Origin of the sequence: Sediminibacterium roseum (assembly GCF_009939005.1) — a bacterium.
In the GTDB taxonomy this organism is placed as follows: Bacteria; Bacteroidota; Bacteroidia; order Chitinophagales; family Chitinophagaceae; genus Sediminibacterium; species Sediminibacterium roseum.
The window spans coordinates 301224-327853 of record NZ_JAACJS010000012.1 but is presented as its reverse complement, the minus strand read 5'-3'; the positions used below and the strand labels follow the sequence as shown (position 1 = coordinate 327853).

Sequence of the window (26630 nt, the reverse complement as noted above, 5' to 3'; positions counted from 1 at the left end):
AAATCCGCCCCATCAACCGGGCCGGTCTGCTTTAGGCAGAGTGGAACACGGTATAATGGATGGCTTCCATCATAGGATAAATGAACTCAAAAACCCGGGTCATGACCCTGTCTTCGCCCGGCACCAGGTCTACTACGCGCTGCAGTTTGCCGCGGGCATCGTAATACCGGATCACGATGGTTTTGAAACCGAAATGCACGGCAAGGCTGTAGGCGCTTTGGCCCATAAAGTCGCCCAGCATTTTTTCAAACAACTGGAGGTCGAGCTCGATGGAACGTTCAGCGGGCAGGTGGTGCCGGTCGGGCAGCCGCAGGCTTTGCGGCGGCAGCAGGTGAAGCCAGGTTTCGTTGAAATAAATGCTGTGCCCGGTTTCTTCGCTCAGGGCAACGTAAGAGAATTTATGTGTATCGAGCAACCGGTGTAATCTGAATTTCATGAATAGAGGATGATCACCTGCAGAAACGCGTTCATAACAGGCATGGTGAAGCGATAGCCGTTGTACGGCAGATAAAAATGGAATGATGATGAAGCGTATGTAAACGCTTACACAGATAGCAGATCACAGACTGCTTTCACAGTACTGCGGAATAGAGCAGATGGCCTTTGGTTCCTTTCCAGGTTTACCGTAATCCTGTTTGAATTCTGTTCCGACAGCCGGGCGATAACGCTTCCAGGTTGGCCTTTTGGGTTGCCAAAAGACTTTCCTGAATCTTGCCGCGGAGTAGGGAATAGTGTTACGGATCGTTGAAGCCGGAACAAAGATATAACAATCCAATACAGTTGCGTTACGATGGAATGGTTAACTTCCTAAAAAAAGTGCAAAATGGTGGAAAGTCATGGTACCGGCGTGTTTTGCAACCAGCGAAACAATGGTGTGAACGGAACAGGGTAGGGTTGTGTTCGTTATAAACACCGGCCAGCACTAAAATTTTCTTAAATCCCGAATTCTTCATTAAAAGAATCAGCAGACGAAGCGTTTTGATCAACCAACAATGGAGAGAAGAATCGGATCAATGGCAGGAAATGACCTCCTCATTTCCGGGCAAAGAAAGCAATGGGCTCAGATAGGGAATGTTCAGGTTGAGCCCGCGCAATACCAGTAAAACCGCAATAAACGCCGTAACATACGGTGAAACTTTTTTCAGCGCGAGGCGTACACGCGGGCGGAAAAATATTCCTGCGAATGAAGCAAGCATCAGCAACGGAATGGTTCCTGATCCAAACAGCAGCATAAAGAGCGAACCGTAAACAACGCTGCCGGTAGATGCGGCGGCAACCATGGCAACATACACCATTCCACAGGGCAGCAGACCATTGGCGGCGCCCATCATCCACACGGTTTTTAATGAAGGTTGCTGAAGAAAGCGGACCATCAGCGATTGAACTTTTTTGTACAACCAGGAGCGTTGCAACAATGTGCCTTTACGCCGCGTAACCAGTACGGTTGCAAGCAATACCATCCCGATGGCAATGGAGAACGCCTGTTGGTAGCCACCGATAAAAAACTGCCTGCCCACCATTCCCGTTGCTGCGCCAAGCATAGCATAACTCATCAACCTGCCCGAATGATACAGTACGATCGCAATGATCTTTTTAGCAGTGGAGAAACTGTGCAGCGGCAAAGCCATCATCAACGGCCCGCACATGCCCACGCAGTGAAGGCTCCCCGCGAGACCCATGCCAAAACCGGTTAAGATGAATGCAGCGGCTGTCATCGCAGATCGATGTATTGTGTGTAATGGTACCGCTTTTTACCAGCTACAAACTGCAGGCGGAACTCGTATTGCTCGTTGAATATTTTTGTACGGTCAACAGCCAGCAATCCATTAACAAAAACAACATTCATCCGCACATCGTGCGAAGCATTTGTTTTGCAGTAGAACCATGCATTTGCTGAATCGGGCTGCTGTGTGATGCTTGCCGGCAGCTGCACCTGGATGTATTTTGTGTCGTTGGTTACCGTGAGGTTGCCTGCAACGGATGCATTGTTCATGCCGTCTATTTTTTCCTGGTAGCGCAGCTCGTCGGCATAATAATCTTTGCTCACCAATTCATACTTCGTATGCGTGGCTTTGTAAACGAGCGTAATCATCAGCGCGGCAAAACCGGTAAAAAGTAACATGATCCTGTATCCCCAACTCATAAAATATATTTTTGGTTAATCGCCCACGGGGCCGAGAAAATTGGTTCGTATGGTTGCAATGCGTCTATCGCCTTCAAAAAGCCCAAGGCTTAGTTCTGTTTTCCTGGTTGTGATCTCTGTTCTGGGAAGCGTTACAAAAAAAGACCCGCTGCCTTGTCCTTCTTTTGCAACTGCTATGTAGGGCTTACCTATGATCTTAACATTTCCGTGGTGGTTCTCAACCTGAACAGACAGCGGAACATCTTTGATCGTTTTGTTCACCACTTTGATGTTGTACAGGTTTGATATGCTGTCTTTCCCTTTCTCCTGGAACAAAATACCCGGTGTACGCATTACCGTTGCATCAATGTCTTTGCGCGATGCGAGCAGGAACGACAACACAACAAGCATCAAAACACAAAGCGCCGTGTATAATTTCATCCGCGTTGTGTAATGCAGCTTTTCTCCCTTAGCAATGCCGTTCTCTGAAGCGTAGCGGATGAGCCCGGTTGCCTTGTTCATTTTGGTCATCACCGAATCACAGGCATCTATACATGCGGTACAGCCAACGCATTCCATCTGCACGCCATTGCGGATGTCGATGGCTGTAGGACAAACGCGTACGCACTGGAAACAATCCACACAATCTCCCAAAACGGCACCGCTGTCTGGTTTCGCAATGCCTCTTGGTTCTCCACGCCTGTAATCGTAGGCCACGATGAGCGAGTTCTTGTCGAGCAGAACACTTTGCAAACGGCCGTACGGACAAATCACCGTGCATGCCTGCTCCCTGAAAAATGCGTATACCGCGTAGAAGATGCAACTGAAAACAAAGATCGAAAGCAACCCGAGCAGGTGATCGCTCACCGGTTCGGTAATGATCTTCTCCAGTTGTTTTATCCCGATGATATATGCAAGGAAGAAGTTTGCGATGATGAAGGCCAGCAGGAAAAACAGAACGTGTTTGGTGGTTGTTAACAAGATCCTGCGGGTTGTCCACGGTTGTTGCGACAATTGTTTTTGTCTGGCCGCACTTCCCATCACCAGGTATTCAACCTTCCGGAAGAGCATTTCCATAAATATGGTTTGCGGGCAAACCCAGCCGCAGAACAATCTTCCAAACGCAGCGGTAAAGAGTATGATCAGGAACACGAAGGTTACCATCGTTAACCCGAAGATGAAGAAATCCTGGGGCCAGAATACTTTTCCAAACAGGATGAATTTTGCTTCCGGGATATTGAACAGGAACAGCGGCCTTCCATTTACGGTAACAAACGGGAGGCCGAAAAAAATCAGGAGGTAAACATAACTGACTATGCTCCGTATGGTATACAGCTTCCCTTTGGGTTGTGTGGCAAACACCCATTTCCGTTTTCCCTTGCCATCAACGGTTGCGATGCGGTCGCGGAAATTTTCCTGTGTGGTTATGGCTGGCATACTATTGTGTTATGGATGCGGTCGTTTTTGTTGCGTTTGCTGAATCAGCGGTATTCTCTTTGAACGGTTCTCCCTGCGGTTCTTTTGGTGTTGCCGGTTTTGTGCCTTTGATCGATTTCACGAAACTGGCGAGTTGCGCGATCTGTACCGGAGAGAGATCGTCTTTCCACGATTTCATTCCTTTCTCCTGTACGCCGTATTTGATCGTTTTAAAAACATCTTTCAGCGTTCCGCCGTGTAACCAGTAGTCATCGGTAAGGTTCGGGCCCACACCGCCACCACCGTCTGTGCCATGACAGGCTGCGCAGGTGCCGGTAAAGATCATTTTACCTGCGGCAATGCCATCGGCCCCCAATAATTTCACGGAGTTCTCATCAACATTATTGGCCGCGTTTGCGAGGTAGATCTCTTTTTGTTTTTCAGCCTCAGCCACCGATGCCGTATATTCCTGGATAGCGGATGGGGCGCTTTTTGAAACCTCTGCGCGCCAGAGATAGATGGCCGCGAAAATCACGGTACAGTAAAACCCATACAGCCACCAGGGTGGAAGACGGTTGTCGAGCTCGCGGATGCTGTCGTAATCGTGACCGAGATCGATGTCTGCTTCTTGGTGGATGGCACGGAAACGGTTCGCGCGGTCCCAGATCCTTTTCAGGAGGCTGTCTTTCGGAACTGCGTTTGCAATCTCTGCCGCCTGCCTGGTCTCTTCCTTCGCCATCAGTCTTTTCAGGAACCAGGCGAGTGCGGCGATAACGGCCAGTTCAATGGCGATCACCGTCATCAATGTAAAAAAGGTGGCTTCCGAAAGACCGCCAATGGATCTGTCGGTTACCACTGCTGCGTTGTCTGTTTGAGCGAATGCGGAGAAGCCGGCCAGGCAGCAGAGCAGCAATACCGTGGTTTTTGCCGCGGTACCGTTTTGTTGCGCCTGTTCTTTCGCGCGTTTCACATAGAATTGCGCAATGCCGAGTAATACGTAGGAGAGCAGCGCTATCACGATGAGCAGGGCAACGATCACCACAACGATCACGATCGCGATGGGGTTGTTCATCGAAGATTTTTTTGGCGCATCTGCGGCAAGTAACAGCGTTGGTGATGCAAGCAGTGCAAAGAACATTGTTACAATTCCGGTAATCAATCTTATTAAAAGCCTTTTCATGTTCGTTCGTTTGATGGGTTATTGATCCAGCGGTATGCGGTTGATCTTGTCGATTAAATTCTTATCGGCTTTCCACGCCCACAGTGCCATCACTACAAAAAAGGTGAAAAAGATCATGAAGGAAGTGAGCCCGAATATATCGACGCCCGTTATCTTCTCGAGGTAGTTGATGAATTTCATAAAGCTGTTTTTATTATTTCTGTTGCGTTTCGGTTCCTGTTTTTTTATCGCCTTTGATATCGATGCCCACGCGCTGCAGGTAAGCGATCAGCGCAATGATCTCTGCGTTGGATGGCGTACTGATCTTGTCTTTTTTCAGGCTTGCTTTAATGCTCTCTGCCTGTTGCCTGAGATCTGCATTTGCCTGTTGATCATACCCTGCGGGATATGGAACGCCCAGTGTTTGCATCGCCCTGATCTTTGCCGGTGTGCTTGCGGTGTCTATCTGGTCGTCGAGCAACCATGGATAAGGCGGCATGATCGAGCCCGGGCTCATCAACCTCGGATCCATCATGTGGTTGTAGTGCCAGCTGTCGGGATACTTTCCACCGATCCTGGCCAGGTCGGGCCCTGTGCGTTTGCTGCCCCACTGGAACGGGTGATCGTAAATAAATTCACCTGCTTTGCTGTATTCTCCGTAACGGGCAACCTCATCGCGGAACGGACGGATCATTTGTGAGTGACAGGTATAACACCCTTCCCTGATGTAGATATCGCGTCCCTGCAACTCAAGCGGCGTATAAGGTTTAACTGCCGCAATGGTTGGTACGTTGCTTTTGATGAGGAACGTAGGGATCAATTCAAGTATACCACCGATGGCAACCGCTACCAGGCTGAACACCAGCATTTGCATGGGCCTGCGTTCGATCCAGCGGTGCCAGTATTCCTTTCCATGTGTTTCGGGTTTTTTGGGCAGCGGCGCTGCTTCTGCCTCTTCGTTGGCAAGCAGTTTGCCGGCCTTCACGGTTTTGTACAAATTGAACACCATGATCAGCGTACCAACGAGGTACAGCGTTCCGCCAATGCTCCTTGTGATGTACAATGGAATGATGTGTGTTACCGTTTCGAGGAACTGGAATTTCAATGTGCCGTCGGGTGTAAAGGTCTTCCACATCATCGCCTGGCTGAAGCCAGCCCAGTACATCGGCACAGCGTACAGAACAATTCCTATCGTGCCGATCCAGAAATGCGTGCCGGCCAGTTTTTTGGAATACAATGGTGTTTGAAAAATGCGGGGGATGATCCAGTACAACACCGCGAAGGTGAGAAAGCCGTTCCAGCCGAGGGCGCCCACGTGTACGTGAGCGATCGTCCAGTCGGTAAAATGCGAGATCGCGTTTACATTTTTCAAACTCAGCAACGGCCCTTCAAAAGTGGCCATACCGTATGCGGTAATTGCCACCACCATAAATTTCAGAACAGGTTCTTCCCTTACTTTATCCCATGCACCGCGAAGGGTGAACAGACCGTTGAGCATACCGCCCCAACTGGGTGCGATCAACATAATACTGAAAACAACACCAAGGCTCTGCGCCCAGTCGGGCAATGCAGTGTAAAGAAGGTGGTGCGGCCCTGCCCAGATATAAATAAAGATCAATGCCCAGAAGTGGATGATGGAAAGACGATAACTGTAAACCGGGCGGTTTGCCGCTTTCGGCAGAAAGTAATACATCACGCCGAGGTATGGGGTAGTGAGGAAGAAGGCAACGGCATTATGTCCGTACCACCATTGCACCAATGCATCCTGAACACCTGCATACCAGCTGTAGCTTTTAAAAAGGCTCACCGGTATCTCGAAAGAGTTTACAATGTGAAGCATTGCAACGGTAACCCAGGTAGCGATGTAAAACCAGATGGCCACATACAAGTGGCTTTGTCTTCTCTTAAGGATGGTGCCGAACATGTTGATGCCGAACAATACCCATACGATCGCGATGGCAATATCCACCGGCCATTCGAGCTCGGCATATTCTTTACCGGTTGTATAACCTGCAAGCAGGGTAACGGCCGCAACCACGATGATCAGTTGCCATCCCCAGAAATGGATCTTGCTGAGTTTGTCGCTGAACATCCTTGTTTTGCACAGGCGCTGCAGCGAATAATACACACCCATAAAGATCCCGTTGCCCACGAAAGCAAAAATGACGGCGTTGGTATGAACCGGCCTTACGCGGCCGAATGTTGTGATCGGGAGATTGAAGTTGGCAGCAGGGAGGTAGATCTGTACAGCAGCCAATAAACCCGCGAGCATTCCCACAACGGCCCAGAGAACCGTGGCGTAGGCAAACCATTTAACGATGCGGTTGTCGTAATAGAATTTTTCCAGTTGCATAAGCTTTATAGATTGGTCAATGATTGGGAATGTTGATCGGGAACAGATTCATCGAGAAGTATACGAACCGAATCGCCTGCTTCATCATCGTATTGCCCGGTACGCAGGCTCCAGAGAAAACCCGCCAGGAAAACAAGTGCGATGGATAGGCTGGCAAGTACCAGCAGAATGATAACGCTCACATGAATTATTTACTTCGCAAAACTATCCGCAGGCAGTTTGCCGGGAAATGACATCTCTCAAGCAAATACCTGATTGTCGTCAGTTTTTGCGGCGAGCTTTAACCGGCGCGCAACCATGTTGCTGCAACCGTAAGCGATGAGCAGTATACTGAGGCTGCTGGCAGGCATCAATACCGCAGCGATCATGGGCGATAACTGTGCCTGCACGGCAAATGATAAACCGATGATGTTATAAAGTATCGATACAATAAACGCGGAAAGCACGATCACGCGGTTTGCCTTGCACATCCTGATAAAACGGTCGAGCTGCGTAAGCGCCTCCGCTTTGAGTATGCCATCGCTGGCAGGAGTGAAGTTGTTCTGGTTGTCTGAAACGGCAATGCCCGCATCGGCCTGTTTCAATGCGCCGGCATCGTTGAGGCCATCGCCAACCATCATTACCTTGTGGCCTTTTGATTGAAGGTCTTTGATGTAGTCTAATTTGCCTGCCGGACTTTGGTTAAAGAGAATATGCGTATCCATACCCAGCAATCCCTGCAGGTAAGGAAGCTCCGCCGCATTGTCGCCGCTCAAAATGGAGATGCTGTATTTTTTCTGCAGGTTTTTCAGCAACAGGGGCACGTCTTCGCGGTAACGGTTGCTGATCCTGAAGGTGCCCCAGTGTTCGCCTTCAACCGAAAGAAAAACACAGGAACCGGTTGCGTCGTATTCGTGTTTGCCGGTGATAAAGAAAGAAGAACCCAGGCTGATCAGGTCCTCCTCCACAATACCTTCAATACCCATTCCCGGAACTTCTTTGAACGCCAGCACGCTCATCTTCCCGTTGTTGCCCAGCCAGCCGGCAATGATGCGGCTCACGGGGTGCGAGGATTGCTTGGCGAGCGATGTTACCTGTTTTTTCAGCAATGCGCTGAGTGGTTTGCCATCGTACTGTATATGCGGTTCACGGTTGCTGGTGAGTGTACCGGTTTTGTCAAATACGATGTGATCCACATCGCCGATCTCTTCGATCGTTTGCGCATTGCGCAGGTAAAAACCTTTTCTGCCCAGTATGCGCAAAATATTTCCGTTGGTGAAAGTATTGCTGAGCAGCAATGCACACGGACAGGCAACGATCAAAATAGAAGTGACCACGTTGGCTATCGCCGAAGGAGCGTGGAAATACCAGTAGCACGCAGACAGGGCGGCTATCGAAAACAAAAGAATGGTGAAGTAGCGGCTGAGCAGGTTCACAAAAGAGCCATTCCTGTTTTTTGGAGCGGTATTGTCGCTCCTGTTCCAGATACGGGTGAGGTATCCCTGGTTTACTTCGTGGATCACAAGGATCTCGATGTTGCCCTCGAGCTGTTTGCCGCCCGCGTAAACGATCTCGCCCATTTCTTTTACCACCGGAACACTTTCGCCCGTAACAAAACTGTAATCGATCACCGCCCAGCCCCTGGTAAGGATGCCGTCGGCAGGCACGAGTTCGTGGTGGTGCAGCAACAAGGTATCATTGAGCCTGATGCCCGGCAGGGTAACGATCTCCTCTTCGCCGTTGACGACGCGTGTGGCGGCTATCGGAAAGAAGGAAGTGTAATCGCGCTCAAAGTCAAGCTGCTCATAGGTTTTATCCTGTAACACCCGCCCGATCAGCATGAAAAAAACGATGCCCGACATCGAATCAAAATAACCGCTTCCGGTTCCGCTCAGCACCTCGTACAAACTTCTCCCAAAGGTTACAAGAGTGGCGAGCACAATAGGTGCGTCTATATTGAGGAAGCCATGCCGGAGGCTTTTCCATGCGCTGAGGTAAAACTCAGAAGAGCTGTAGAACAATACAGGCAGGCTCAGCAAAAGATTCAGGTAGCGGAACATGATCACCAGCGATCCTTCGTGTATGTCTATCCCCAGGTATTCAGGGAAACTGAAGAGCATGATGTTGCCAAAACAAAACCCCGCAACCCCCAGTTTTAATATTTTACCCCGGTTAAAGAATGTGCTGCGTTTGGAAAGTTGCTGCAGGCTGATGTAGGGTTCGTATCCAATGCCCGTAAGCAATTCGGCAACCCCGCGCAGCGATGTGGTGCGGTGGTTGAACACAACCGTAGCTTCTTTCTTTACAAAGTTCACCCGGCAGCTCTGCACATCCTTGTTTAACCTGTGCAGGTTTTCGAGCAGCCACAAACAGCTGCTGCAGTGGATCTGCGGAAGATGGAAGGTTACATGCGTCTCTTTCTCATCGCGAAAACTGATCAGCGAAGCAACAATGTCTTTCTGGTCAAGGAACGCGAACTTGTCTTTTCTTACCAATGTCTTGCGCGATACGCCGGGGTTTTTGGTGATGTCGTAGTAATCGCACATCCCGCTTTTACTCAATATCTCGTAAACCGATAAGCAGCCCTGGCAGCAAAAGTCTTTGTTGTGCGCATGTATCGGGTGCCCCGCACATTCATCGCCGCAGTGGTAACAGGTGGCAGTTTTTATTTGGGCGGCGCTCATGGTTTTGCTTTATTGAGGTCGGCAGGAGAGGTGTAAACGGCGCTCAACAGTTCGCCTTCGTGGTTTTGCTGGTCAAGTGTCCAGTCTTCTGTAAACGTGGTTTCTATCCACAGGTTACCCGATCGTCGCAAGATCTGTACGTACAGTCCCGCTTCGGTCAGGAAGAGGTTTTCCACATCGATCACGGTCCATTTGCCATCGATCGCGATATTTGCATGGGTCAATACGTCACTCCGCAACGCCAGTTCCCCAGGCCCGCGAACCTCTTTTTTCGCGAGGTGCCGGTTCCTGAAAAACTCGAGTTTGAGAAAGGCAAATCTGCCGGTGAACCATTCCTGTATGTCGGATATCTTTGTCGCCCGGTCTATGTTCAATGTCGTGTTATTGCTTTGCATAATCAACAACAAAATTGCCGGGAAGAAAAGGACTGAAAAATGATTGTTGTCATGTTTGGCGGTGAAGATGGTCAGGGTGGGGCAGTGGCAAACTAAAAAAGCACCGGCAGGCCGGTGCTTTTTTACCCGTTAACGGGGCGTTTAGCTAACCAGGTTGGCCAGCTTCTGTTCGTTCAGGATAATGATCTTGCTTCCTTTCAGGTCGATCAGTTTTTCGGATTTAAAATCGCTTAAGGTCCTGATCAGCGATTCGGTGGCCGAGCCAACCACGTTCGCGAGGTTTTCGCGTGAGATCTCGATCACTTTGTCGTTGCCCTTGAATTTTTCCGCCACCTGCAGCAATCCATTGGCCACTTTTTTTCGCAGTGAATTGTAGGCAAGGTTGAGCAACCGCTCTTCCTTGTCGCCCACGTTTCTTGCCAGTAATTTGATGAACTGGCTGGCCACTTCGTGGTTGCTGTTGATCAGTTCCAGAAAATCTTTCCGGGGTATGATCATCAGTTCGGAATCCTCGAGAAACTCGGCGGTTTCCTTGTAGTTGATGTCTTCCAGTATCGCGGTGTAACCGATAAAATCGCCGGCAACAAAAATATCCGTTACAAATTCTTTCGAGTCTTCATTGCTTCTGCGCACCATTACCTTACCGCTGACCACGAAATAGACCGCAACAGGGCGCTGTCCTTCCGAGTAAAGGATGTGCTTCTTCCTGTAATCGTTCACTTCCCTTTCTTCCGACGTAAGCCTTACACCGGATGTGTGCCCCGCGTTCTGTAGGAAAGCGCTCACACCGTTTGCATCCTGGCTGAACTTTTGCCTGAGTGCGGCTGATTTTTTTAACCTTGCCTCTACTGCATTCAACAGCTCGGTTCCGTCAAATGGCTTGGTAATGTAATCGTCTGCACCCAGCCCCATTCCTTTGCGGAAATCCGATGCTTCCGATTTCGCGGTGAGGAATATGAAGGGGATGCCCGCCGTCTCCGAATGTTTTCCAAGTGCGTGCAATACGCCGTACCCATCGAGCACAGGCATCATGATATCGCATATGATCAGGTCGGGGGGATCCTGGAGCGCAAGTTCAACACCGGCCCTTCCATCCGGCGCAGTGTTTACGGTATAGTTGGAGAGCTCGAGGATCTCTGCCGTGTTTTCCCTTACTTCATCGTTGTCTTCAACCAGTAAGATCTTTTTCATTTTGCGGTATTGAAATGGTGAATTCGGTGCCGTTGCCCAGTTCGCTCCTCAGCGAGATTGATGCATTCAGCAGCTCTGCGTATTTTGATATGATGTGCAATCCCAATCCTGTTCCCTGTATGTTCACTGCATTCTTTGCCCGGAAAAAACGTTCAAACAGATGCTGCTGGTCCTCTTCCGATATGCCGATGCCATTGTCTTTTACGCTTACGGTAAGCATCGGCCCGTTGTTCAGCGAACGCACTTCTATGTTCCCGTTCGCGGGCGAAAACTTAATCGCATTGGAACAAAGGTTGATGATGATGTTCTTCAACAGGGAGATGTCTACGCGGATATCGCTTTCACCTTCATGACTGAAAGCGATCCGCTGCCCCTGTTTTGCGATCTGCATCATGCCTTCGATGGTATGCTGCAGCTCTTCCCTGTATTCGGCCGCGGAAAAATCTGCCGTTTTTGCTTTTACCAGGCCATCTTCCAGTTTTCCCAGCGAAAGAAAATCTTCAAGGATCGATTTCATATCATTCACCGCGTCTTTGATGCGGTTGATGTGTTTTTCCCGTTTGTCCTCATCGTCCGGGCCATTGTATTTACTCAGCAGGAAGGCCGATGATAAAATAGTGCTCAGTGGTGTCCTGAACTCGTGGCTCGCCATGGTCACAAAACCGCTTTTGAGGTCGCCCAGCTCTTTTTCTTTTTCCAGCGCCTCCGTCACTTCTTTTTTCGATTTCTCCAGTTCGGCCAGTGTTTCGCGGAGCATCTTGGTGCGGTTCTCCACTTTCTGTTCCAGATCGCTGTTGAGCAGCGTTACCTGGCGGGTGATCTCCTGCAGTTCTTCGCGGTGGCGGTTTACGGCTATTTCATTGTTTTTACGGACGGTGATGTCTATCACAAATGCGATCGCATAAATATTGTCTTCATCCCTGTAATGGCTAAGGCTCACTTCAACAGGGAATTCAGCGCCGTCCTTTTTTTGCCCATGCAGGTCGCGGCCGTGCCCCATCACCTTGTTTTCGGGATGGGCATAGAAACGGTTCCTGTCCTGGACATGCGAACCACGGTATTTCTGCGGCAGCAGCACCTCTATCTTTTTCCCGACCAGTTCCTCCTTCTTATAACCGAACTGCGTTTCTGCCTGTGCATTGAAGTTGATGATCTCAGCATCTTTGTTGCATAGTATAATGCCAATGGTGGCATGATTAAAAAGGGCCTCAAATTGCTGGAGGTGTTTCATTGAGATCGTTTTCACCAGGTTTATCGATGTTGAAATTAAATAAATAAATTAAAGGTTGTTCAACGGTGTTTGGCGAAACATGACGAAGATCATGTTTTCTGATGACTCAGGTCATCCCGGCCATTCAATCTTTTTTAGCCCGATGATTTTTGTTTGTCCAATTAAGCATTTCAAATGAAGTTGTTCCGCTTAATACATGATAAAAACCGCTGATGGGAAACATTTATTACCTTGGCGAAGGAAATTAAAAGCAGGGTATTTATGTTTGACTATATCGTGGTAGGCGCGGGGTTTGCCGGCAGTGTGATGGCAGAAAGGCTCGCCGGTACCGGGAAGAAGATCCTGGTTGTTGACAAAAGGGGCCACGTGGGGGGCAATGCCTATGATCATTACGATGAAGCGGGGATACTCGTTCATAAATACGGGCCCCATATCTTTCACACCAACTCACCTGAAGTTTACGATTACCTCAGCCGGTTTACCGAATGGCGCCCATACGAACACAAGGTGTTGGGTTCGGTAGATGGTAAACTGGTTCCGATACCCATCAACTTAAACACCGTCAACCTGCTGTATGGTTGGCACCTCGATTCTGAGGAAATGGAAGAATTTCTCAGGTCGCGCGCAGAACCCATCATTCCCGTCAGAACATCTGCCGATGTGGTGCTGAGCAGGGTGGGAAGGGAGCTCTACGAAAAATTCTTTAAGAACTATACAAAGAAACAATGGGACCTCGATCCGTCGGAACTCGATGCCTCCGTAACGGCACGCGTGCCGGTACGCACCAACCAGGACGACCGCTATTTTACCGACGCCTTCCAGGTAATGCCCCTGCACGGCTATACTGCGATGTTTGAGAAAATGCTGTCGCATGAAAACATCGAGACGCGGTTGAATACAGATTACAAAGACATCATTGGCCAGGTTCCATACAAAAACATCGTTTACACCGGGCCGGTTGATAGTTATTTCGATTACCGTTACGGCAAACTTCCGTACCGCTCGCTAGAATTCAAACACGAAACCCTGGACCAGCAAGTGTTCCAGCCAACGGGAACGGTTAATTACCCGAATGAACAGGCCTTTACGCGGATCACTGAGTTCAAATATTTAACAGGGCAGGCACACGAAAAGACCTCGATCGTATACGAGTTTTCGCGGGCAGAGGGAGATCCCTATTACCCGATCCCCACTACGGCCAATGCGGAGATCTACCGTAAGTACCAGGCACTGGCAGACAATACGCCGAACGTGTTTTTTACAGGGAGGCTCGCCACCTATAAATATTACAACATGGACCAGGTGGTTGCACAGGCATTAACGCTGTTCAAAAAGATTCAGCACCTTTGATCATCCCGAACAACAAGAGCCTCGGCCATCAGGATTTGTAGAAATATTTCTGCGGGCTTTTGAGTCAGCACCGTTTGTTGGCCCGGGAGGGCAAATGCCCTTTTTATGAAATAACCAACTGGAATTGTTTTGTTTTTCACTGCGCACACATCGAATCATCTTCCGTAACCTGCGTTCTCCACACCAAACCTAAATTGTAGAAAAATACAAGGCACAGTTTTGTCTATATGTTAGTGATGATGATCCACTAACGATTAAACTACTACCATGGACCTTGTTTGTTTTTCACACCTTCGCTGGAACTTTGTTTTCCAGCGCCCACAACACCTGCTCGGCAGAATGGCAAAATACCAGCGCGTATTTTATGTTGAGGAACCTTATTTCAACGAACCCGAAGACCGTATTGAAGTGCACATGAGCAACGAAAACGTGCTCGTGGTTACACCACATACAAAAGCGGGACATGGAACAGAAGAAGCGCACAGCTTCCAGCGCAACGTGGTTCACAAGGTATGGAGCGATTATACGATCAGGAATTTCGGCCTCTGGTATTATACACCCATGGCACTTCCCTTTACAAGACACCTTCAACCCCGCGTAACCATTTTTGATTGCATGGATGAGTTGTCGGCGTTCAGGTTTGCGCCAAAAGAGCTGATCGATTTTGAATCGGAGCTCTTCTCCCGCGCAGACATTGTGTTTACCGGTGGCCACAGCCTGTACCAGGCCAAAAAACAAAAACACAGGAACGTACATGCCTTTCCCAGCAGCATAGAGAAAGAACATTTTGCAAAGGCGCGCATCTGTAAGGATGAACCTCTTGATCAACAAGACATCCCGCACCCGCGTTTTGGATTTTTTGGAGTGCTTGATGAAAGGTTCGATATCGATCTTGTAAAAAAAGTGGCCGAGAAAAAACCAGACTGGCATTTTGTTCTGATCGGGCCCGTGGTAAAGATCGATCCGGAAACATTACCGCGGTTGAAGAACATCCATTACCTCGGGCAGAAAAATTATGCCGATCTCCCATCGTACATCAGTGGCTGGGACATCGCTACCATTCCTTTCGCACTCAACGAATCCACGAGGTACATCAGCCCAACAAAAACACCCGAATACCTGGCGGCCGGCAAACCGGTGATCTCTACAGCCATCAGGGATGTAGTGACGCCGTATGGCGAGAATGGCCTGGTGCATATTGTTTCTTCAGCGAAAGAGTTCATTGAAAAGGCAGAAGAAGAACTCAACAGGGCCGATCGTGCGGCATGGCTTGAAAAAGTGGATGGTTTCCTGGAGGGCAACTCGTGGGACAATACCTGCGGCGCCATGCGGAAGCTCATCGAGCAAAAATTAATGGGATCGTTTAACTAAAAAAAGAAGCATCTATGTTCGACTATCTTGTTGTAGGAGCGGGCCTCGCCGGAAGTGTGATGGCAGAAAGACTGGCAAAGACCGGTAAAAAGATATTACTGGTAGACCAAAGAAACCATGTTGGCGGCAATACATACGATTATTATGATGAGGCGGGCATTCTTGTGCACAAATACGGCCCGCATATTTTTCACACCAACTCACGCGAGGTGTTCGAATACCTTAGCCAGTTTACAGAATGGCGTGTGTATGAGCACAAAGTACTGGGTTCGGTGGATGGGCAGTTCGTTCCGATACCGATCAACCTGAATACCATCAATACCTTGTACGGACTGAACCTTAGCTCCGACCAGGTGGAGCAGTTCCTCAAAGAACGCGCAGAAACCATAGTGCCTGTAAGAACATCGGCAGACGTGGTATTGAGCAGGGTAGGCAAAGAGTTGTATGAAAAATTCTTTAAGAATTATACAAAGAAACAGTGGGACATGGATCCCTCAGAACTCGATGCATCGGTAACTGCGCGGGTGCCGATCAGGACGAATAAAGACGACCGTTATTTCACAGATACTTACCAGGTGATGCCGTTGCATGGCTATACAGCAATGTTCAATAAAATGCTTGCGCATGAGAACATCAAGATCATGCTCAATACGGATTACAAAGAGATCCTGGATATGATCCCGTTCAGGAACATCATTTATACAGGGCCGGTAGACAGTTATTTTGATTACTGTTATGGCAAACTGCCATACCGTTCCATCGAGTTCAAACATGAAACGGTAAACAAACCCGTGTTCCAGCCAACGGGAACGGTAAATTATCCAAACGAGCAGGCGTTTACACGGATCACAGAATTCAAATACCTGACGGGCCAGCAACACGATAAAACATCGGTAGTGTATGAGTTCCCACGCGCTGAAGGCGATCCGTACTACCCGATCCCTACTGCAGAGAACGCGGAGATCTACCGGAAATACCAGTTGCTCGCAGCCACCACGCCCAATGTATATTTCACGGGAAGACTGGCAACGTATAAGTATTACAATATGGACCAGGTGGTTGCACAATCGCTAACGCTGTTTAAAAAAATACAGCAGCAAGTTTTAAACGCAGAAACGCAGGTGAATGAAAAACAGAATATCCGCGCCTGAGATCTGGGGTGGGATCGAAGCTACGATCAACCGGGTTGGAGACACGTTCAACGACCAGTTGCGATCGGGCGATGTGTACACGAGAGAGACGCTGATACCCGAACTGGCGCGTTCGGGTATCAGCGCCTTGCGGTTTCCTGTGCTTTGGGAAAAGCATGAGCCGGTGGAAGGATGTTGTATCGACTGGTCGTGGAGCGGGAAACAATTGAATATCCTCGAAGAAAAAAAGATAAAGCCCATCGTGGGACTGCTGCATCATGGAAGCGGCCCCGCATTCACTAACCTCAGCGATGCCGGTTTCCCCCGGAAACTGGCTGCCTATGCCGAGAAAGTGGCGCAGCGGTTTCCATGGATCGAATATTACACACCTGTGAACGAACCGCTTACCACAGCGCGGTTCAGTGGATTGTATGGCTTGTGGTACCCGCACAAAAGCGACGACCGCTCTTTTTTACAGATGCTCATCAACCAGCTGAAAGCAGTTGTACTTTGTATGGAAGCGATCAGGAAGATCAACCCGGATGCCAAGCTTGTGCAGACAGAAGACCTTGCCAAATGTTTTGGCAGCAGCGAACTGCAATACCAGGTTGATTTTGAAAACCAGCGGCGCTGGCTTACGTATGATCTGCTGTGTGGCCGTGTAGACTGGTCTCATAAACTTTACAACTATTTTATTAAGCACGGGATATCCAAAGAAGACCTCCGTTTTTTTATACAGCATCCCTGTGTACCCGATGTATGTGGTTTCAATTATTATGTTACTTCGGAGCGGTTTCTTGATGCAGACATAGATCGCTATCCATCCTGCATGCATGGCGGCAACGGCCGGCACAGGTATGTAGATGTGGAAGCCGTTCGTGTGCAGCCTTTGCAGGGCATCAAACAATTGTTGAGCGAGGCGGCGCAACAGGTACAGGCGCCGCTGGCAGTTACCGAGGTTCACCTTGGCTGCACGCGGGAAGAACAGCTGCGATGGCTCAAAGAAACCTACGACTCTTGTTGCGAGCTCAGGGCGGAAGGAACAGATATCCGGGCCGTAACGGTATGGTCGATGCTGGGGTCGTTCGACTGGGACAGCCTCTTAACCCGCAGGCGCCTGAACTACGAAAGTGGTTGCTACGACATACGCAACGGGAAGACAAGAAAAACGGCAATCGGTAAAATGGTGCATGCCATTGCGGCCAACCAACCGTTTCACCATCCTGTACTTGAAGAAAAAGGGTGGTGGCATCGTGAACATGTGGGTACTCAAGGCGTGCGTAACGATGCGCATACACCATTGCTCATAATCGGGAAATCAGGAACACTGGCGCAGGCATTTGCGCGGTTATGCGCGGCAAGGGGTTTGCATTTTGTTTCTTTATCAAGGGAAGACATAGACATTAACAACGAACAGGATGTGGCCGCTGTATTGCGCAGGTATCGTCCGTGGGCGGTGGTCAATACAAGTGGTTACGTAAATGTGGATGCAGCGGAAACCGATGCAGAAAACTGTTACCGCATCAACACTTACGGCGCAGCAACACTGGCGCGCGTTGCGGGTGAGCACGATGCACGGTATGTTTCGTTCTCCAGCGACCTTGTTTTTTCAGGGCAGAAAAAAGATCCCTATACAGAAACTGATGCGGTGCATCCGCTGAATGTTTACGGCAACAGCAAGGCGGCGGGTGAAACGCTCGTGTCGAGGGAAAACGCAGATTCGCTCGTGATCCGCACCAGTGCATTCTTTGGGCCCTGGGACCAATATAATTTTGCAACACAGGTGCTTCAGAAACTACAACGGAACGATTGTTGCCCTGTTATTGCCGAGGGCACAGTGTCGCCAACCTATGTTCCCGACCTGGTTCATACCTCACTCGACCTGTTGATCGACGGTGAAAAAGGAGTGTGGCATGTTTCCAACGAAGGGGGTATTTCATGGTCCGATTTTGCAAGGGAAATCGCCTTCCGGGGCGGTCATAAATCCGATGGGCTGACCTTTTGCACCGCAGAAGACATGAACCTGAAAGCCGCCCGCCCTTTGTACAGCGCGTTGAAGAGCGACAAAGGAATTGTTTTACCCAAACTCGAAGATGCAATAGAACGATACTTTAAAGAAAAGATCGCTTAATTCAAATCATCCAGCATGGCAGGCAATAAATTCATGTTCACAACAGGGATTGAGAACAGCTATCCAACCATTCAGTTACCCGATGGAAGCACGAAGCGCGTAGACGAAATGGAGAAAACCGACCACTACCGCAGGTGGCGCGAAGATTTTGACCTCGTAAAAGAGACCGGCATCGAGTTCCTGCGTTATGGGGTTCCGTATTACAAAACACATCTCGCTCCCGGGAAATACGATTGGGCCTTTGCGGATGAAACATTCAACCGGCTGAAGGAGCTCGATATCACACCCATCGTTGACCTTTGTCATTTTGGTGTACCCGACTGGATCGGCAATTTTCAAAACCCCGCGTTCCCGGAACTTTTTGCCGAATACGCCGGCGCTTTTGCGGCGCGGTTCCCATATCTTACCCTGTACACACCGGTGAACGAGATCTTTATCACTGCCATGTTCTCGGCACAATACGGCTGGTGGAACGAAAGGCTGTGTTCTGATTTTGCCTTTGTTACGGCGCTCAAACACATCTGCAAAGCAAACGTAATGGCCATGCAGGCAATTCTGGCCGTGCAACCGGAGGCCGCGTTTATTCAAAGCGAATCGTCGGAATATTTTCACGCCATCGATCCACGCGCCAGGCCCATCGCAAGGTTCCTGAACCAGAAAAGATTTCTTTCGCTCGATCTTACGTATGGATACCCGTTGAACGTTTCCATGTACGAATACCTGCTCTCAAACGGCATGACCAAAGAAGAATACGAATGGTTCACCCTTAACCAGGTGAAAGCACGTTGCATCATGGGCAACGATTATTATGTAACCAATGAACACCTCGTTCACCCGGACGGATGCACACAGGCTTCGGGTGAGATCTTTGGATATTATGTGATCACCAACCAATATTACAAACGCTACCGCTTACCCATCATGCACACCGAAACCAATATTAAGATGCCGGCCTGTACTGAGTGGCTATTGAAACAGTGGGCCAATGTTCACCGGTTGAAACACGATGGCGTGCCCATCATCGGGTTTACCTGGTACAGCCTGTTGCACCAGGTGGATTGGGATACGGCGCTGCGCGAAGACAATGGCAATGTGAACGAATTAGGGCTCTACGACCTGGACAGGAAAATAATGCCTGTTGGACAGGCATTCAAGGATCTGATCGTAAACTGGAAAGACATCATCATGGAAGAAAGCTACGGGCTTGTCTTTCATAATTTATGATCAGCGTGTAAAAACAGTATTCTGTTTAATGATATCAGCAGTAAAAGATGAGAACAGTGTGTAGGCGCGGGCATCATCGTTCTGTTTGGGAGGGAGCACTGTGTTGGTTAAAACACGTTCCCAGGCGCTTTGGCCCGAACTGATGTGTTGCACCAATATCTTCTTCAAACGTTTCCTGTTTTTCATATTTCGCAAGGTTGTATTTTATAACCCGCCAATATTGTACCGTTTTTTCTCCGTATGAATAGAACTGAAATAGTGGAAATTAATAACCGGGAACCCTGCCCGTTCCACAAATTTTTCAGAATGTGGATGAACCGGTCAACAATTTCTTGATGATCACGATTTGCCCGAGGTGGTAATGAACATGCTCCACCGAGCCCTGCAGGTTCTTGTAGGTGGAGGAACCGCCCGCAACGATCGGCAGTTCCAGTGTTTCCTCCGGCACATCCCTGGTGGCAACCGCAAGTTCACTGGCAGAAACGAGCATCTCCCTGATCAGTTTTTTCCATTCAACATCGTTACCCAGCGATCCAACATCGAACCCGTTTGCCTCGGGCACTATTGGGTTTTCTCCTCCGATGCGGCTGATCATAACCTTGTTCCAGTATGCAAGATGGTGAACAATGGCTGCGATGGAATTGGGAGAAGCGGCCGTAACGGTTGAAGCCTGCGTATAAGAAAGTCCGGCAAGTGCATCGGCAACGCTTACTTCTGTCCAGTTTCCGCCCGTATATACATCAAGTAAATGCTGGGCAATGTGGGCTGTGATCTTCATAAAAGGTAAGATAGGTATTAATCATCCCGGCAACAAAATGAATACCACCATCTCGAAACCTGTCTTTTGTATGGTTTTCAGGCAAACAACCCGTCGTATGCATACAATCGTTTGTTTCATTTAAACCCTTGCAAGGCTGCTTTTTTCAGTATTTCTTAAATTTTGGTAATTCATAAACATCCCTATATTTGTAACACTTTAAAACCAAAACTAATAGCTGTGGCGTACGAGAACAACGACAAGAAAATGGAAAGTGTTTACAGTAAACGGATCAGGGCCGGTAAAAGAAGAACCTATTTTTTTGATGTAAGGGCTACCCGTGGTAACGATTATTTCCTGACCATTACAGAAAGCCGTAAGCGCTTTGACGACAATGGTTACGACAGGCACAAGATTTTCCTCTACAAAGAAGATTTCAATAAGTTTATCAAGGCATTGGGTGAGGCAGTAGATTATGTAAAAACAGACCTCATGCCCGATTTTGATTTCGATGCATTCAACCACGAATACAACGATGGTGAAGGCGAAAGCAACGAAAACGGCGATGTTCGCGAAATGGTTGCGGTTGTATCAGAAACGGCAGTTGACGAAGTGGTGGAAACGGTGGAAGCTACCCCGGTTGTATCCATCAACGAACCAACCGTTGCGCCTGCAGCAGACGCGGGTGGTGGAAGCCTGGCTTCTGAGGAAGTAGATAAATGGTAATCCAGCTTTTAACCAAAGCTTTGTAACAAAATACCAGCCTGGTGATGTTTCACCGGGCTTTTTTTTGCTTCACACCAAGTCCCTGATCATCCATATATCGCAACCGTTGTGGCCCGAGTTACCCATTGGTTTGTCGAGGTAATGGAAACCGAATTTTTCGTACACGCTTACCGCTTTTTTCAACTCCGGCATGGTTTCAAGGTAAACGGAGGTGTAGCCTTTTTCTTTTGCGGTGGCAAGACACTGGTCGATCATCTTCCTTCCCAGTCCCATGTTCCGTGCATCTGCCGACAGGTACATTTTAACAAGTTCACAAGTACCACCAGGCAAGCCCTCTGTAGGAAAAATGCCGGCGCCGCCCAGAAGGCTGCCGTCTCTCTCTGCAACAAAGTAGGCGCTTCGGGGAGTGGAATCAAACAGCTCAAACAGATGATCGGTAGAGTCGTCGAAATATACCGTTCCGCATTTGTTGGCGTTGAATTCTTCAAGCGCCTTACGGATAATGGAGGCAATGAAAGGATTGTCTCCCGGCTGTATGGGGCGAATGTTGATATCTTGCATTTGGATAAGTATCAAATTAAAAAGGGAGACTTTCGTCTCCCGTAAATCATTCGGCTACCCTGAAATTTTTATACGCATTGATCAGCCCGTTTGTAGAACCGTCGTGCGATGTCACTGCATCTTCGTTCTCCAGTTCGGGTAAGATGGCGTTGGCAAGTTGTTTGCCCAGTTCAACACCCCATTGATCAAAACTGAAGATGTTCCAGATCACGCCCTGCACAAATATTTTGTGTTCGTACAAAGCGATCAGGCTGCCCAGCGTTTGCGGGGTGATCTGTTTGATAAGAAACGAATTCGTTGGTTTGTTCCCTTCAAATATTTTAAACGGGGCGAGTTTTTTGATCTCGTCTTCTTTCTTGTCGGCTTTCATCAGTTCCACTTTCACGCCGTTCTCTGATTTTCCATTCATCAATGCCTCGGTTTGCGCAAAGAAGTTGGAGAGGAGTTTTACGTGGTGATCACCAACCGGGTTATGGCTGATCGCCGGTGCTATAAAATCGCAGGGGATCATGGTTGTTCCCTGGTGAATCAGCTGGTAAAATGCGTGCTGGCCGTTTGTGCCCGGTTCGCCCCAGATCACGGGACCTGTTGTGTAATTCACAGGGTTACCACTGCGGTCTATGCTCTTGCCGTTGCTCTCCATATTGCCCTGCTGAAAATACGCGGGGAAACGGTGCATGTACTGGTCGTACGGAAGTATCGCCTCGCTTTGCGCCCCGAAAAAGTTGGTGTACCAGATACCGATCAATGCCATGAGCACCGGGATGTTCCTGTCGAACTTTTCCTTGCGGAAATGCTCGTCAACCTCGAAGGCACCTTTCAGCAACGATTCAAAATTGGAGTAACCGATCGTGAGGGCTATCGAAAGGCCGATGGCGCTCCAGAGCGAATACCGGCCGCCAACCCAATCCCAGAACTCGAACATGTTTGCCTTGTCGATGCCGAAAGCGGTAACTTCTTTTTCATTTGTGCTGAGTGCGGCAAAATGTTTGGCCACCTGTTTCTCATCTTTCGCCGAAGCAAGGAACCATTCGCGCGCGGTATGCGCATTGGTCATGGTTTCCTGCGTGGTAAACGTTTTGGAAGCAACCAGGAAAAGGGTTTCTTCCGGGTTCACTTTCTTCAGTGTTTCGGAAATATGCGTGCCGTCTACATTGCTCACGAAATAGGACTGGATATCGTCTTTCCAGTAAGGGCGCAGCGCTTCGGTAACCATATAAGGGCCGAGGTCGCTTCCGCCGATGCCTATGTTTACGATGTACCTTATTTTTTTACCCGTATAACCTTTCCAGGCGCCGCTGTGGATCTTCTCACAGAAATCTTTCATGTGCTCCTGTACTTTCCGGATGCGGGGCATGATGTCCTTTCCCTCAACAAGAATGGCCGTATCGGAAAAATTACGAAGGGCCGTATGTAATACAGACCGGTTTTCGGTTTCATTGATCCTGATGCCGGCAAACATATCGTGTATGGCCTCTTTCAGTTTGCAGTCTTCTGCGAGTTGCAGGAGAAGCTGTAATGTTTTCTGGTTGATGATGTTTTTTGAATAATCAAAAAGGACATCACCCAACTGCAAAGAAAATTTCTGGAAACGATCCGCGTCCTGTGCAAACAGGTCGCGCATGTGCCGCCGGCTCATTTCTTCTTCGTGGTGTTTCTTCAATAAAAACCAGGCCTGGGTATTCGTTGGATTGATTCTGGGTAACATAGCTGTGCTGATTATATTCTGTCCGCAAAAATTCTACAATGAGTTGATCACATCGATGGTCTTTTTCACATCCTGCGGATGGATATCGAGGTGAACAACGATCCTTATCTGGGTGGGTGAGATGGCGATCACGAAGATACCTTCTTCTTTCATCCTGGCAGCCAGTTCCGGCGCGGTATACCGTCCTTTGATTCCGAATATAATGATATTGGTCTCTACCGGCAGGATCTCGCCCACAAAATCTTTCCCGCGCAGTGCCGTTGCTATTTCCTGTGCGTGCCTGTGATCATCGGCCAAACGCGCCACATGGTGTTCGAGCGCATAGATGCCCGCGGCGGCCATGAAACCCGCCTGACGCATGCCGCCGCCGAAGATCTTACGGATGCGCCTCGCCTTGGCGATCAGTTGCCTGGTGCCGATCAATACGCTCCCAACAGGCGTGCCCAATCCCTTACTCAGGCAGATGGATATAGAATCAAATACCTCGCCGTATTGCCTGAACGTCTCATTCTTTGCTACCAGGGCGTTGAATAAACGGGCGCCATCCAGGTGCAGCTTTAAATTATTTTGTAAACAAACTTCTTTAATAGATTGAATATCAGCAAAATCATAACAAGCTCCGCCGCCACGGTTGGCTGTGTTCTCTAGTGAAACCAGCGACGAGACCGGTTTGTGCACATCGTTCGGGTTGATGGCTTCCTTTACCTGTTCCGCGGTAATTCTTCCCCGGTCGCCTTCGATCAACCGTACCGATGCCCCGGAATTGAAGGCGATACCGCCCCCTTCGTATTGGTAAACATGGGAGAGGCGGTCGCAGATCACTTCATCGCCGGGTTGGGTATGACATTTGATAGCTATCTGGTTGGTCATCGTTCCGCTCGGGCAGAATATCGCCGCTTCCATGCCAAAAAGGGTATGGCACATACGTTCGAGGTGGTTAACCGATGGGTCTTCGCCAAACACATCGTCGCCAACGGCGGCGCGCATCATGGCATCGATCATGGGTGGGGTGGGGCGTGTAACGGTGTCGGAACGGAAATCGATCATAGCCAGCGAAGATAATTCGAACTGAAGTTCTTATAGCAACCGTTTGCGGATAATTATGCAGATAATGCGGTAATTACCTCGTTTTTTTACTCATTATGCCAAGTTTTTCCACAAAAGGGTGAAAAATCGGGTGTTCGTTCGTACCTTTGCGTTCCTCTGAACGGAGCGTTTTAACTTTAACGAATTTCTTTCCAGCGTTTGTAAAACAATCAGGGTCTTTTAGTCGTTTATATATAAATACGTAATTAGAAAACATGAGGCAGCTCAAAATCGCAACCCAGATCACCAACCGTGATTCTCAAGCCGTTGAAAAATACTTACAGGAGATTTCGAAGATCCCTATGATCACTCCTGAAGAGGAAACCACGCTGGCACAGAGGATCAAGATGGGCGATCAGCGCGCATTGGATAAGCTGGTTCAGGCTAACTTACGTTTCGTGGTATCGGTTGCCAAGCAATACCAGCACCAGGGCCTTTCCCTGAGTGACCTTATCAATGAAGGAAACCTGGGTCTGATCAAAGCCGCACAGCGTTTCGACGAAACCAAGGGTTTCAAATTCATTTCGTACGCCGTATGGTGGATCCGCCAGTCGATTCTCCAGGCTTTGGCCGAACAGGGAAGGCTGGTTCGTTTGCCGCAGAACAAGATCGGCACCTATAACAAGGCCAACAAGGCATACATGGCTTTTGAACAGGAACACGAACGCGAACCATCTACCGAAGAACTGGCCGAGATCCTCGAAATGAGCGAGACAGAGATCAACAATATTTTCCAGAGCAATACCCGCCATACTTCCCTCGACGCACCCGTGCACGAAGCAGAAGACGTGGCAATGGGCGACTTGCTGGAAGGTTCTGACGATACAGACGAAGACGTAATGAAAGATTCGCTCCGCGAAGAGATCCGCCGCGTGCTGAAATCATTGAGTCCGCGTGAAGCCGAGATCGTAAACGCTTATTTTGGCCTCGACGGCGAGAACGGCGTTACCATCGAACAGATCGGTATGAAATACGATCTTACAAAAGAACGCATCCGCCAGATCAAGGAAAGAGCGATCAAACGCCTGCAGAAAGCACGTTACAGCAATGCACTGAAGGCATACCTGGGATAATGAAATTATTGATATTGATATAAAACCCCTCTGCCCAAACAGAGGGGTTTTTAGTAAGCGGTGAAAAATCTGTACATGAAAACATGGATTCCTTTTTTATGCCTTGCGGCCTTGTTCGCTTCCTGCGAAAAGGATGTTGAACTGCATACCGATAAGCAGGAGCCAAAACTGGTGGTTGAGGCCCAGATCGAAAGCACACAATCCCCGGTTGTTGTATTGTCCAATTCGCTCGACTATTTCTCTACGGTCGATGCGGCCACGCTCAACAACACGTATGTGCACAACGCAAAAGTGACCATCACCGCGGGAACAAAAGTGTATCCCCTCACCGAGTTCGCGGTACAGCTGCCCGGCGGTTTTTACTTTTATTACTACGGCATCAGCGTTACCACTTCAACACCATTGTTTGGGGAATACGGGAAGAAATACGACCTGCAGATAGAAACGGGGGGGAAGGTATACAATGCATCCACCACCATACCGCTGCTCGCCAAAAAAATAGATTCGCTTTGGTGGAAGCCCGCACCGAACAATAGCGACACTTCCAAGGTTGTATTAATGGCGCGGGTAACCGATCCGCCGGGATATGGGAATTACATCCGTTATTATACCAAAGTGGGGCAGCAGGATTTTTTCCCGGGCAGGAACAGCGTGTACGACGACCAGATCATCGACGGGGTAACGTATGATATCCAGGTTGACAAGGGCTATAATAAAAACGAAAAACCCACCCGTGAAGAAGCGGGGTATTTCAAACGCGGAGATACGATAACGGTGCGGCACAGCAACATAGACAAGGCCACATACGATTTCTGGCGTACCTGGGAATTCAGTTACCAATCCGTTGGCAACCCGTTCTCAACACCGGGGAAAGTACTGGGTAACATCAGCAATGGAGGGCTAGGTTCTTTTTGCGGATATGCATCGCAGTACAAAACGCTGATTATCCCCAAATAGAAAACAGTTGTGTAAAACCAAAACCA

General features: G+C 48.9%; 25 protein-coding genes. 8 read left to right on the top strand and 17 right to left on the bottom strand.

What is annotated here, in order from left to right:
* Nucleotides 1–31 precede the first annotated feature (31 nt).
* The 12 genes from GWC95_RS09735 to GWC95_RS09680 all read right to left on the bottom strand — a co-directional run bounded on the left by GWC95_RS09735 (nt 32) and on the right by GWC95_RS09680 (nt 12530).
* Complete coding sequence (locus GWC95_RS09735) at nt 32–436, bottom strand: hypothetical protein (protein WP_161818513.1); 405 nt, start codon at nt 434–436, stop codon at nt 32–34.
* Between the two features lie 574 nt (nt 437–1010).
* Nucleotides 1011–1715: a sulfite exporter TauE/SafE family protein gene (locus tag GWC95_RS09730; RefSeq protein ID WP_161818512.1), complete on the bottom strand. Its 705-nt coding sequence runs from the start codon at nt 1713–1715 to the stop codon at nt 1011–1013.
* Nucleotides 1712–2143 carry a FixH family protein gene (locus GWC95_RS09725; protein WP_161818511.1) on the bottom strand — a complete coding sequence of 144 codons (432 nt, stop codon included), beginning with the start codon at nt 2141–2143 and terminating at the stop codon, nt 1712–1714. Before GWC95_RS09725 ends, GWC95_RS09730 begins: the two co-directional genes overlap by 4 nt.
* 15 nt (nt 2144–2158) lie before the next feature.
* Nucleotides 2159–3559 (bottom strand): cytochrome c oxidase accessory protein CcoG, encoded by a 1401-nt coding sequence (gene ccoG / locus GWC95_RS09720; protein ID WP_161818510.1) that lies wholly within the window; start codon nt 3557–3559, stop codon nt 2159–2161.
* Nucleotide 3560: 1 nt separating this feature from the next.
* Nucleotides 3561–4718 (bottom strand): cbb3-type cytochrome c oxidase N-terminal domain-containing protein, encoded by a 1158-nt coding sequence (locus tag GWC95_RS09715; RefSeq protein WP_161818509.1) that lies wholly within the window; start codon nt 4716–4718, stop codon nt 3561–3563.
* Nucleotides 4719–4736: 18 nt separating this feature from the next.
* On the bottom strand, nt 4737–4898 hold the full coding sequence (locus GWC95_RS09710) for a CcoQ/FixQ family Cbb3-type cytochrome c oxidase assembly chaperone (RefSeq protein WP_161818508.1): 162 nt from the start codon (nt 4896–4898) through the stop codon (nt 4737–4739).
* Nucleotides 4899–4911: 13 nt separating this feature from the next.
* Nucleotides 4912–7050, bottom strand: a complete 2139-nt coding sequence (gene ccoN / locus GWC95_RS09705; protein WP_161818507.1) for a cytochrome-c oxidase, cbb3-type subunit I — start codon at nt 7048–7050, stop codon at nt 4912–4914.
* Between the two features lie 5 nt (nt 7051–7055).
* Nucleotides 7056–7232 (bottom strand): cbb3-type cytochrome oxidase assembly protein CcoS, encoded by a 177-nt coding sequence (gene ccoS, locus GWC95_RS09700; RefSeq protein WP_161818506.1) that lies wholly within the window; start codon nt 7230–7232, stop codon nt 7056–7058.
* A gap of 57 nt (nt 7233–7289) precedes the next feature.
* Nucleotides 7290–9713, bottom strand: coding sequence for a heavy metal translocating P-type ATPase (locus tag GWC95_RS09695; protein ID WP_161818505.1), 2424 nt, complete (start codon nt 9711–9713; stop codon nt 7290–7292).
* Nucleotides 9710–10108 (bottom strand): hypothetical protein, encoded by a 399-nt coding sequence (locus GWC95_RS09690; protein ID WP_161818504.1) that lies wholly within the window; start codon nt 10106–10108, stop codon nt 9710–9712. Before GWC95_RS09690 ends, GWC95_RS09695 begins: the two co-directional genes overlap by 4 nt.
* A 141-nt stretch (nt 10109–10249) precedes the next feature.
* Complete coding sequence (locus tag GWC95_RS09685) at nt 10250–11299, bottom strand: response regulator (protein WP_161818503.1); 1050 nt, start codon at nt 11297–11299, stop codon at nt 10250–10252.
* Entirely contained in the window at nt 11277–12530 is a 1254-nt protein-coding gene (locus tag GWC95_RS09680; protein WP_161818502.1) for a PAS domain-containing sensor histidine kinase, read from the bottom strand. The genes GWC95_RS09685 and GWC95_RS09680 overlap by 23 nt, the downstream gene beginning before the upstream one ends.
* Before the next feature lie 261 nt (nt 12531–12791).
* On the opposite strand from GWC95_RS09680, the gene glf (GWC95_RS09675) reads away from it, so the two are divergent.
* The 5 genes from glf (GWC95_RS09675) (at nt 12792) to GWC95_RS09655 (ending at nt 19736) form a co-directional block, all read left to right on the top strand.
* Nucleotides 12792–13880: a UDP-galactopyranose mutase gene (glf, locus tag GWC95_RS09675; RefSeq protein ID WP_161818501.1), complete on the top strand. Its 1089-nt coding sequence runs from the start codon at nt 12792–12794 to the stop codon at nt 13878–13880.
* 267 nt (nt 13881–14147) lie between these two features.
* Nucleotides 14148–15251 (top strand): glycosyltransferase family 1 protein, encoded by a 1104-nt coding sequence (locus GWC95_RS09670; RefSeq protein ID WP_161818500.1) that lies wholly within the window; start codon nt 14148–14150, stop codon nt 15249–15251.
* 14 nt (nt 15252–15265) lie between these two features.
* Nucleotides 15266–16402: a UDP-galactopyranose mutase gene (gene glf / locus GWC95_RS09665; RefSeq protein ID WP_161818499.1), complete on the top strand. Its 1137-nt coding sequence runs from the start codon at nt 15266–15268 to the stop codon at nt 16400–16402.
* Complete coding sequence (locus GWC95_RS09660) at nt 16377–18512, top strand: family 1 glycosylhydrolase (protein ID WP_161818498.1); 2136 nt, start codon at nt 16377–16379, stop codon at nt 18510–18512. Before glf (GWC95_RS09665) ends, GWC95_RS09660 begins: the two co-directional genes overlap by 26 nt.
* Before the next feature lie 15 nt (nt 18513–18527).
* Nucleotides 18528–19736 carry a family 1 glycosylhydrolase gene (locus GWC95_RS09655; RefSeq protein WP_161818497.1) on the top strand — a complete coding sequence of 403 codons (1209 nt, stop codon included), beginning with the start codon at nt 18528–18530 and terminating at the stop codon, nt 19734–19736.
* Here the strand turns inward: GWC95_RS09655 and GWC95_RS09650 are convergent, their stop codons facing one another.
* Both GWC95_RS09650 and GWC95_RS09645 read right to left on the bottom strand, forming a co-directional pair.
* A complete protein-coding gene (locus GWC95_RS09650) occupies nt 19737–19922 on the bottom strand; it encodes a hypothetical protein (protein WP_161818496.1) in 186 nt (61 codons plus the stop codon).
* 115 nt (nt 19923–20037) lie between these two features.
* Entirely contained in the window at nt 20038–20514 is a 477-nt protein-coding gene (locus tag GWC95_RS09645) for a DinB family protein (RefSeq protein ID WP_161818495.1), read from the bottom strand.
* Nucleotides 20515–20733: 219 nt separating this feature from the next.
* Here GWC95_RS09645 and GWC95_RS09640 point away from each other — a divergent pair, with 219 nt between their 5' ends.
* Nucleotides 20734–21219: a DUF3276 family protein gene (locus GWC95_RS09640; RefSeq protein WP_161818494.1), complete on the top strand. Its 486-nt coding sequence runs from the start codon at nt 20734–20736 to the stop codon at nt 21217–21219.
* Between the two features lie 69 nt (nt 21220–21288).
* On the opposite strand, the gene GWC95_RS09635 is transcribed toward GWC95_RS09640, so the two are convergent.
* The 3 genes from GWC95_RS09635 to GWC95_RS09625 are packed head-to-tail and all read right to left on the bottom strand — an operon-like array spanning nt 21289 to nt 24535.
* Nucleotides 21289–21780 carry a GNAT family N-acetyltransferase gene (locus tag GWC95_RS09635; RefSeq protein ID WP_161818493.1) on the bottom strand — a complete coding sequence of 164 codons (492 nt, stop codon included), beginning with the start codon at nt 21778–21780 and terminating at the stop codon, nt 21289–21291.
* A gap of 46 nt (nt 21781–21826) precedes the next feature.
* A complete protein-coding gene (gene pgi / locus GWC95_RS09630) occupies nt 21827–23488 on the bottom strand; it encodes a glucose-6-phosphate isomerase (RefSeq protein WP_161818492.1) in 1662 nt (553 codons plus the stop codon).
* Between the two features lie 33 nt (nt 23489–23521).
* Entirely contained in the window at nt 23522–24535 is a 1014-nt protein-coding gene (locus GWC95_RS09625; protein ID WP_161818491.1) for a threonine aldolase family protein, read from the bottom strand.
* A gap of 254 nt (nt 24536–24789) precedes the next feature.
* On the opposite strand from GWC95_RS09625, the gene GWC95_RS09620 reads away from it, so the two are divergent.
* Nucleotides 24790–25647 (top strand): sigma-70 family RNA polymerase sigma factor, encoded by an 858-nt coding sequence (locus GWC95_RS09620; protein ID WP_161818490.1) that lies wholly within the window; start codon nt 24790–24792, stop codon nt 25645–25647.
* Between the two features lie 75 nt (nt 25648–25722).
* Nucleotides 25723–26604 (top strand): DUF4249 family protein, encoded by an 882-nt coding sequence (locus GWC95_RS09615; protein ID WP_161818489.1) that lies wholly within the window; start codon nt 25723–25725, stop codon nt 26602–26604.
* The last annotated feature ends 26 nt before the right edge of the window (nt 26605–26630 follow it).

Coding starts and splice junctions, on each gene's coding strand:
- GWC95_RS09710 (WP_161818508.1), bottom strand. CDS start 4,898: ATGAAATTCATCAACTACCTCGAGAAGATAACGGGCGTCGATATATTC.
- GWC95_RS09645 (WP_161818495.1), bottom strand. CDS start 20,514: ATGAAGATCACAGCCCACATTGCCCAGCATTTACTTGATGTATATACG.
- GWC95_RS09685 (WP_161818503.1), bottom strand. CDS start 11,299: ATGAAAAAGATCTTACTGGTTGAAGACAACGATGAAGTAAGGGAAAAC.
- GWC95_RS09620 (WP_161818490.1), top strand. CDS start 24,790: ATGAGGCAGCTCAAAATCGCAACCCAGATCACCAACCGTGATTCTCAA.
- GWC95_RS09660 (WP_161818498.1), top strand. CDS start 16,377: ATGAAAAACAGAATATCCGCGCCTGAGATCTGGGGTGGGATCGAAGCT.
- GWC95_RS09715 (WP_161818509.1), bottom strand. CDS start 4,718: ATGAAAAGGCTTTTAATAAGATTGATTACCGGAATTGTAACAATGTTC.
- GWC95_RS09670 (WP_161818500.1), top strand. CDS start 14,148: ATGGACCTTGTTTGTTTTTCACACCTTCGCTGGAACTTTGTTTTCCAG.
- GWC95_RS09655 (WP_161818497.1), top strand. CDS start 18,528: ATGGCAGGCAATAAATTCATGTTCACAACAGGGATTGAGAACAGCTAT.
- GWC95_RS09730 (WP_161818512.1), bottom strand. CDS start 1,715: ATGACAGCCGCTGCATTCATCTTAACCGGTTTTGGCATGGGTCTCGCG.
- glf (WP_161818499.1), top strand. CDS start 15,266: ATGTTCGACTATCTTGTTGTAGGAGCGGGCCTCGCCGGAAGTGTGATG.
- GWC95_RS09735 (WP_161818513.1), bottom strand. CDS start 436: ATGAAATTCAGATTACACCGGTTGCTCGATACACATAAATTCTCTTAC.
- GWC95_RS09680 (WP_161818502.1), bottom strand. CDS start 12,530: ATGAAACACCTCCAGCAATTTGAGGCCCTTTTTAATCATGCCACCATT.
- ccoN (WP_161818507.1), bottom strand. CDS start 7,050: ATGCAACTGGAAAAATTCTATTACGACAACCGCATCGTTAAATGGTTT.
- ccoG (WP_161818510.1), bottom strand. CDS start 3,559: ATGCCAGCCATAACCACACAGGAAAATTTCCGCGACCGCATCGCAACC.
- glf (WP_161818501.1), top strand. CDS start 12,792: ATGTTTGACTATATCGTGGTAGGCGCGGGGTTTGCCGGCAGTGTGATG.
- GWC95_RS09695 (WP_161818505.1), bottom strand. CDS start 9,713: ATGAGCGCCGCCCAAATAAAAACTGCCACCTGTTACCACTGCGGCGAT.
- GWC95_RS09650 (WP_161818496.1), bottom strand. CDS start 19,922: ATGAAAAACAGGAAACGTTTGAAGAAGATATTGGTGCAACACATCAGT.
- GWC95_RS09615 (WP_161818489.1), top strand. CDS start 25,723: ATGAAAACATGGATTCCTTTTTTATGCCTTGCGGCCTTGTTCGCTTCC.
- pgi (WP_161818492.1), bottom strand. CDS start 23,488: ATGTTACCCAGAATCAATCCAACGAATACCCAGGCCTGGTTTTTATTG.
- GWC95_RS09725 (WP_161818511.1), bottom strand. CDS start 2,143: ATGAGTTGGGGATACAGGATCATGTTACTTTTTACCGGTTTTGCCGCG.
- GWC95_RS09635 (WP_161818493.1), bottom strand. CDS start 21,780: ATGCAAGATATCAACATTCGCCCCATACAGCCGGGAGACAATCCTTTC.
- GWC95_RS09690 (WP_161818504.1), bottom strand. CDS start 10,108: ATGCAAAGCAATAACACGACATTGAACATAGACCGGGCGACAAAGATA.
- GWC95_RS09625 (WP_161818491.1), bottom strand. CDS start 24,535: ATGATCGATTTCCGTTCCGACACCGTTACACGCCCCACCCCACCCATG.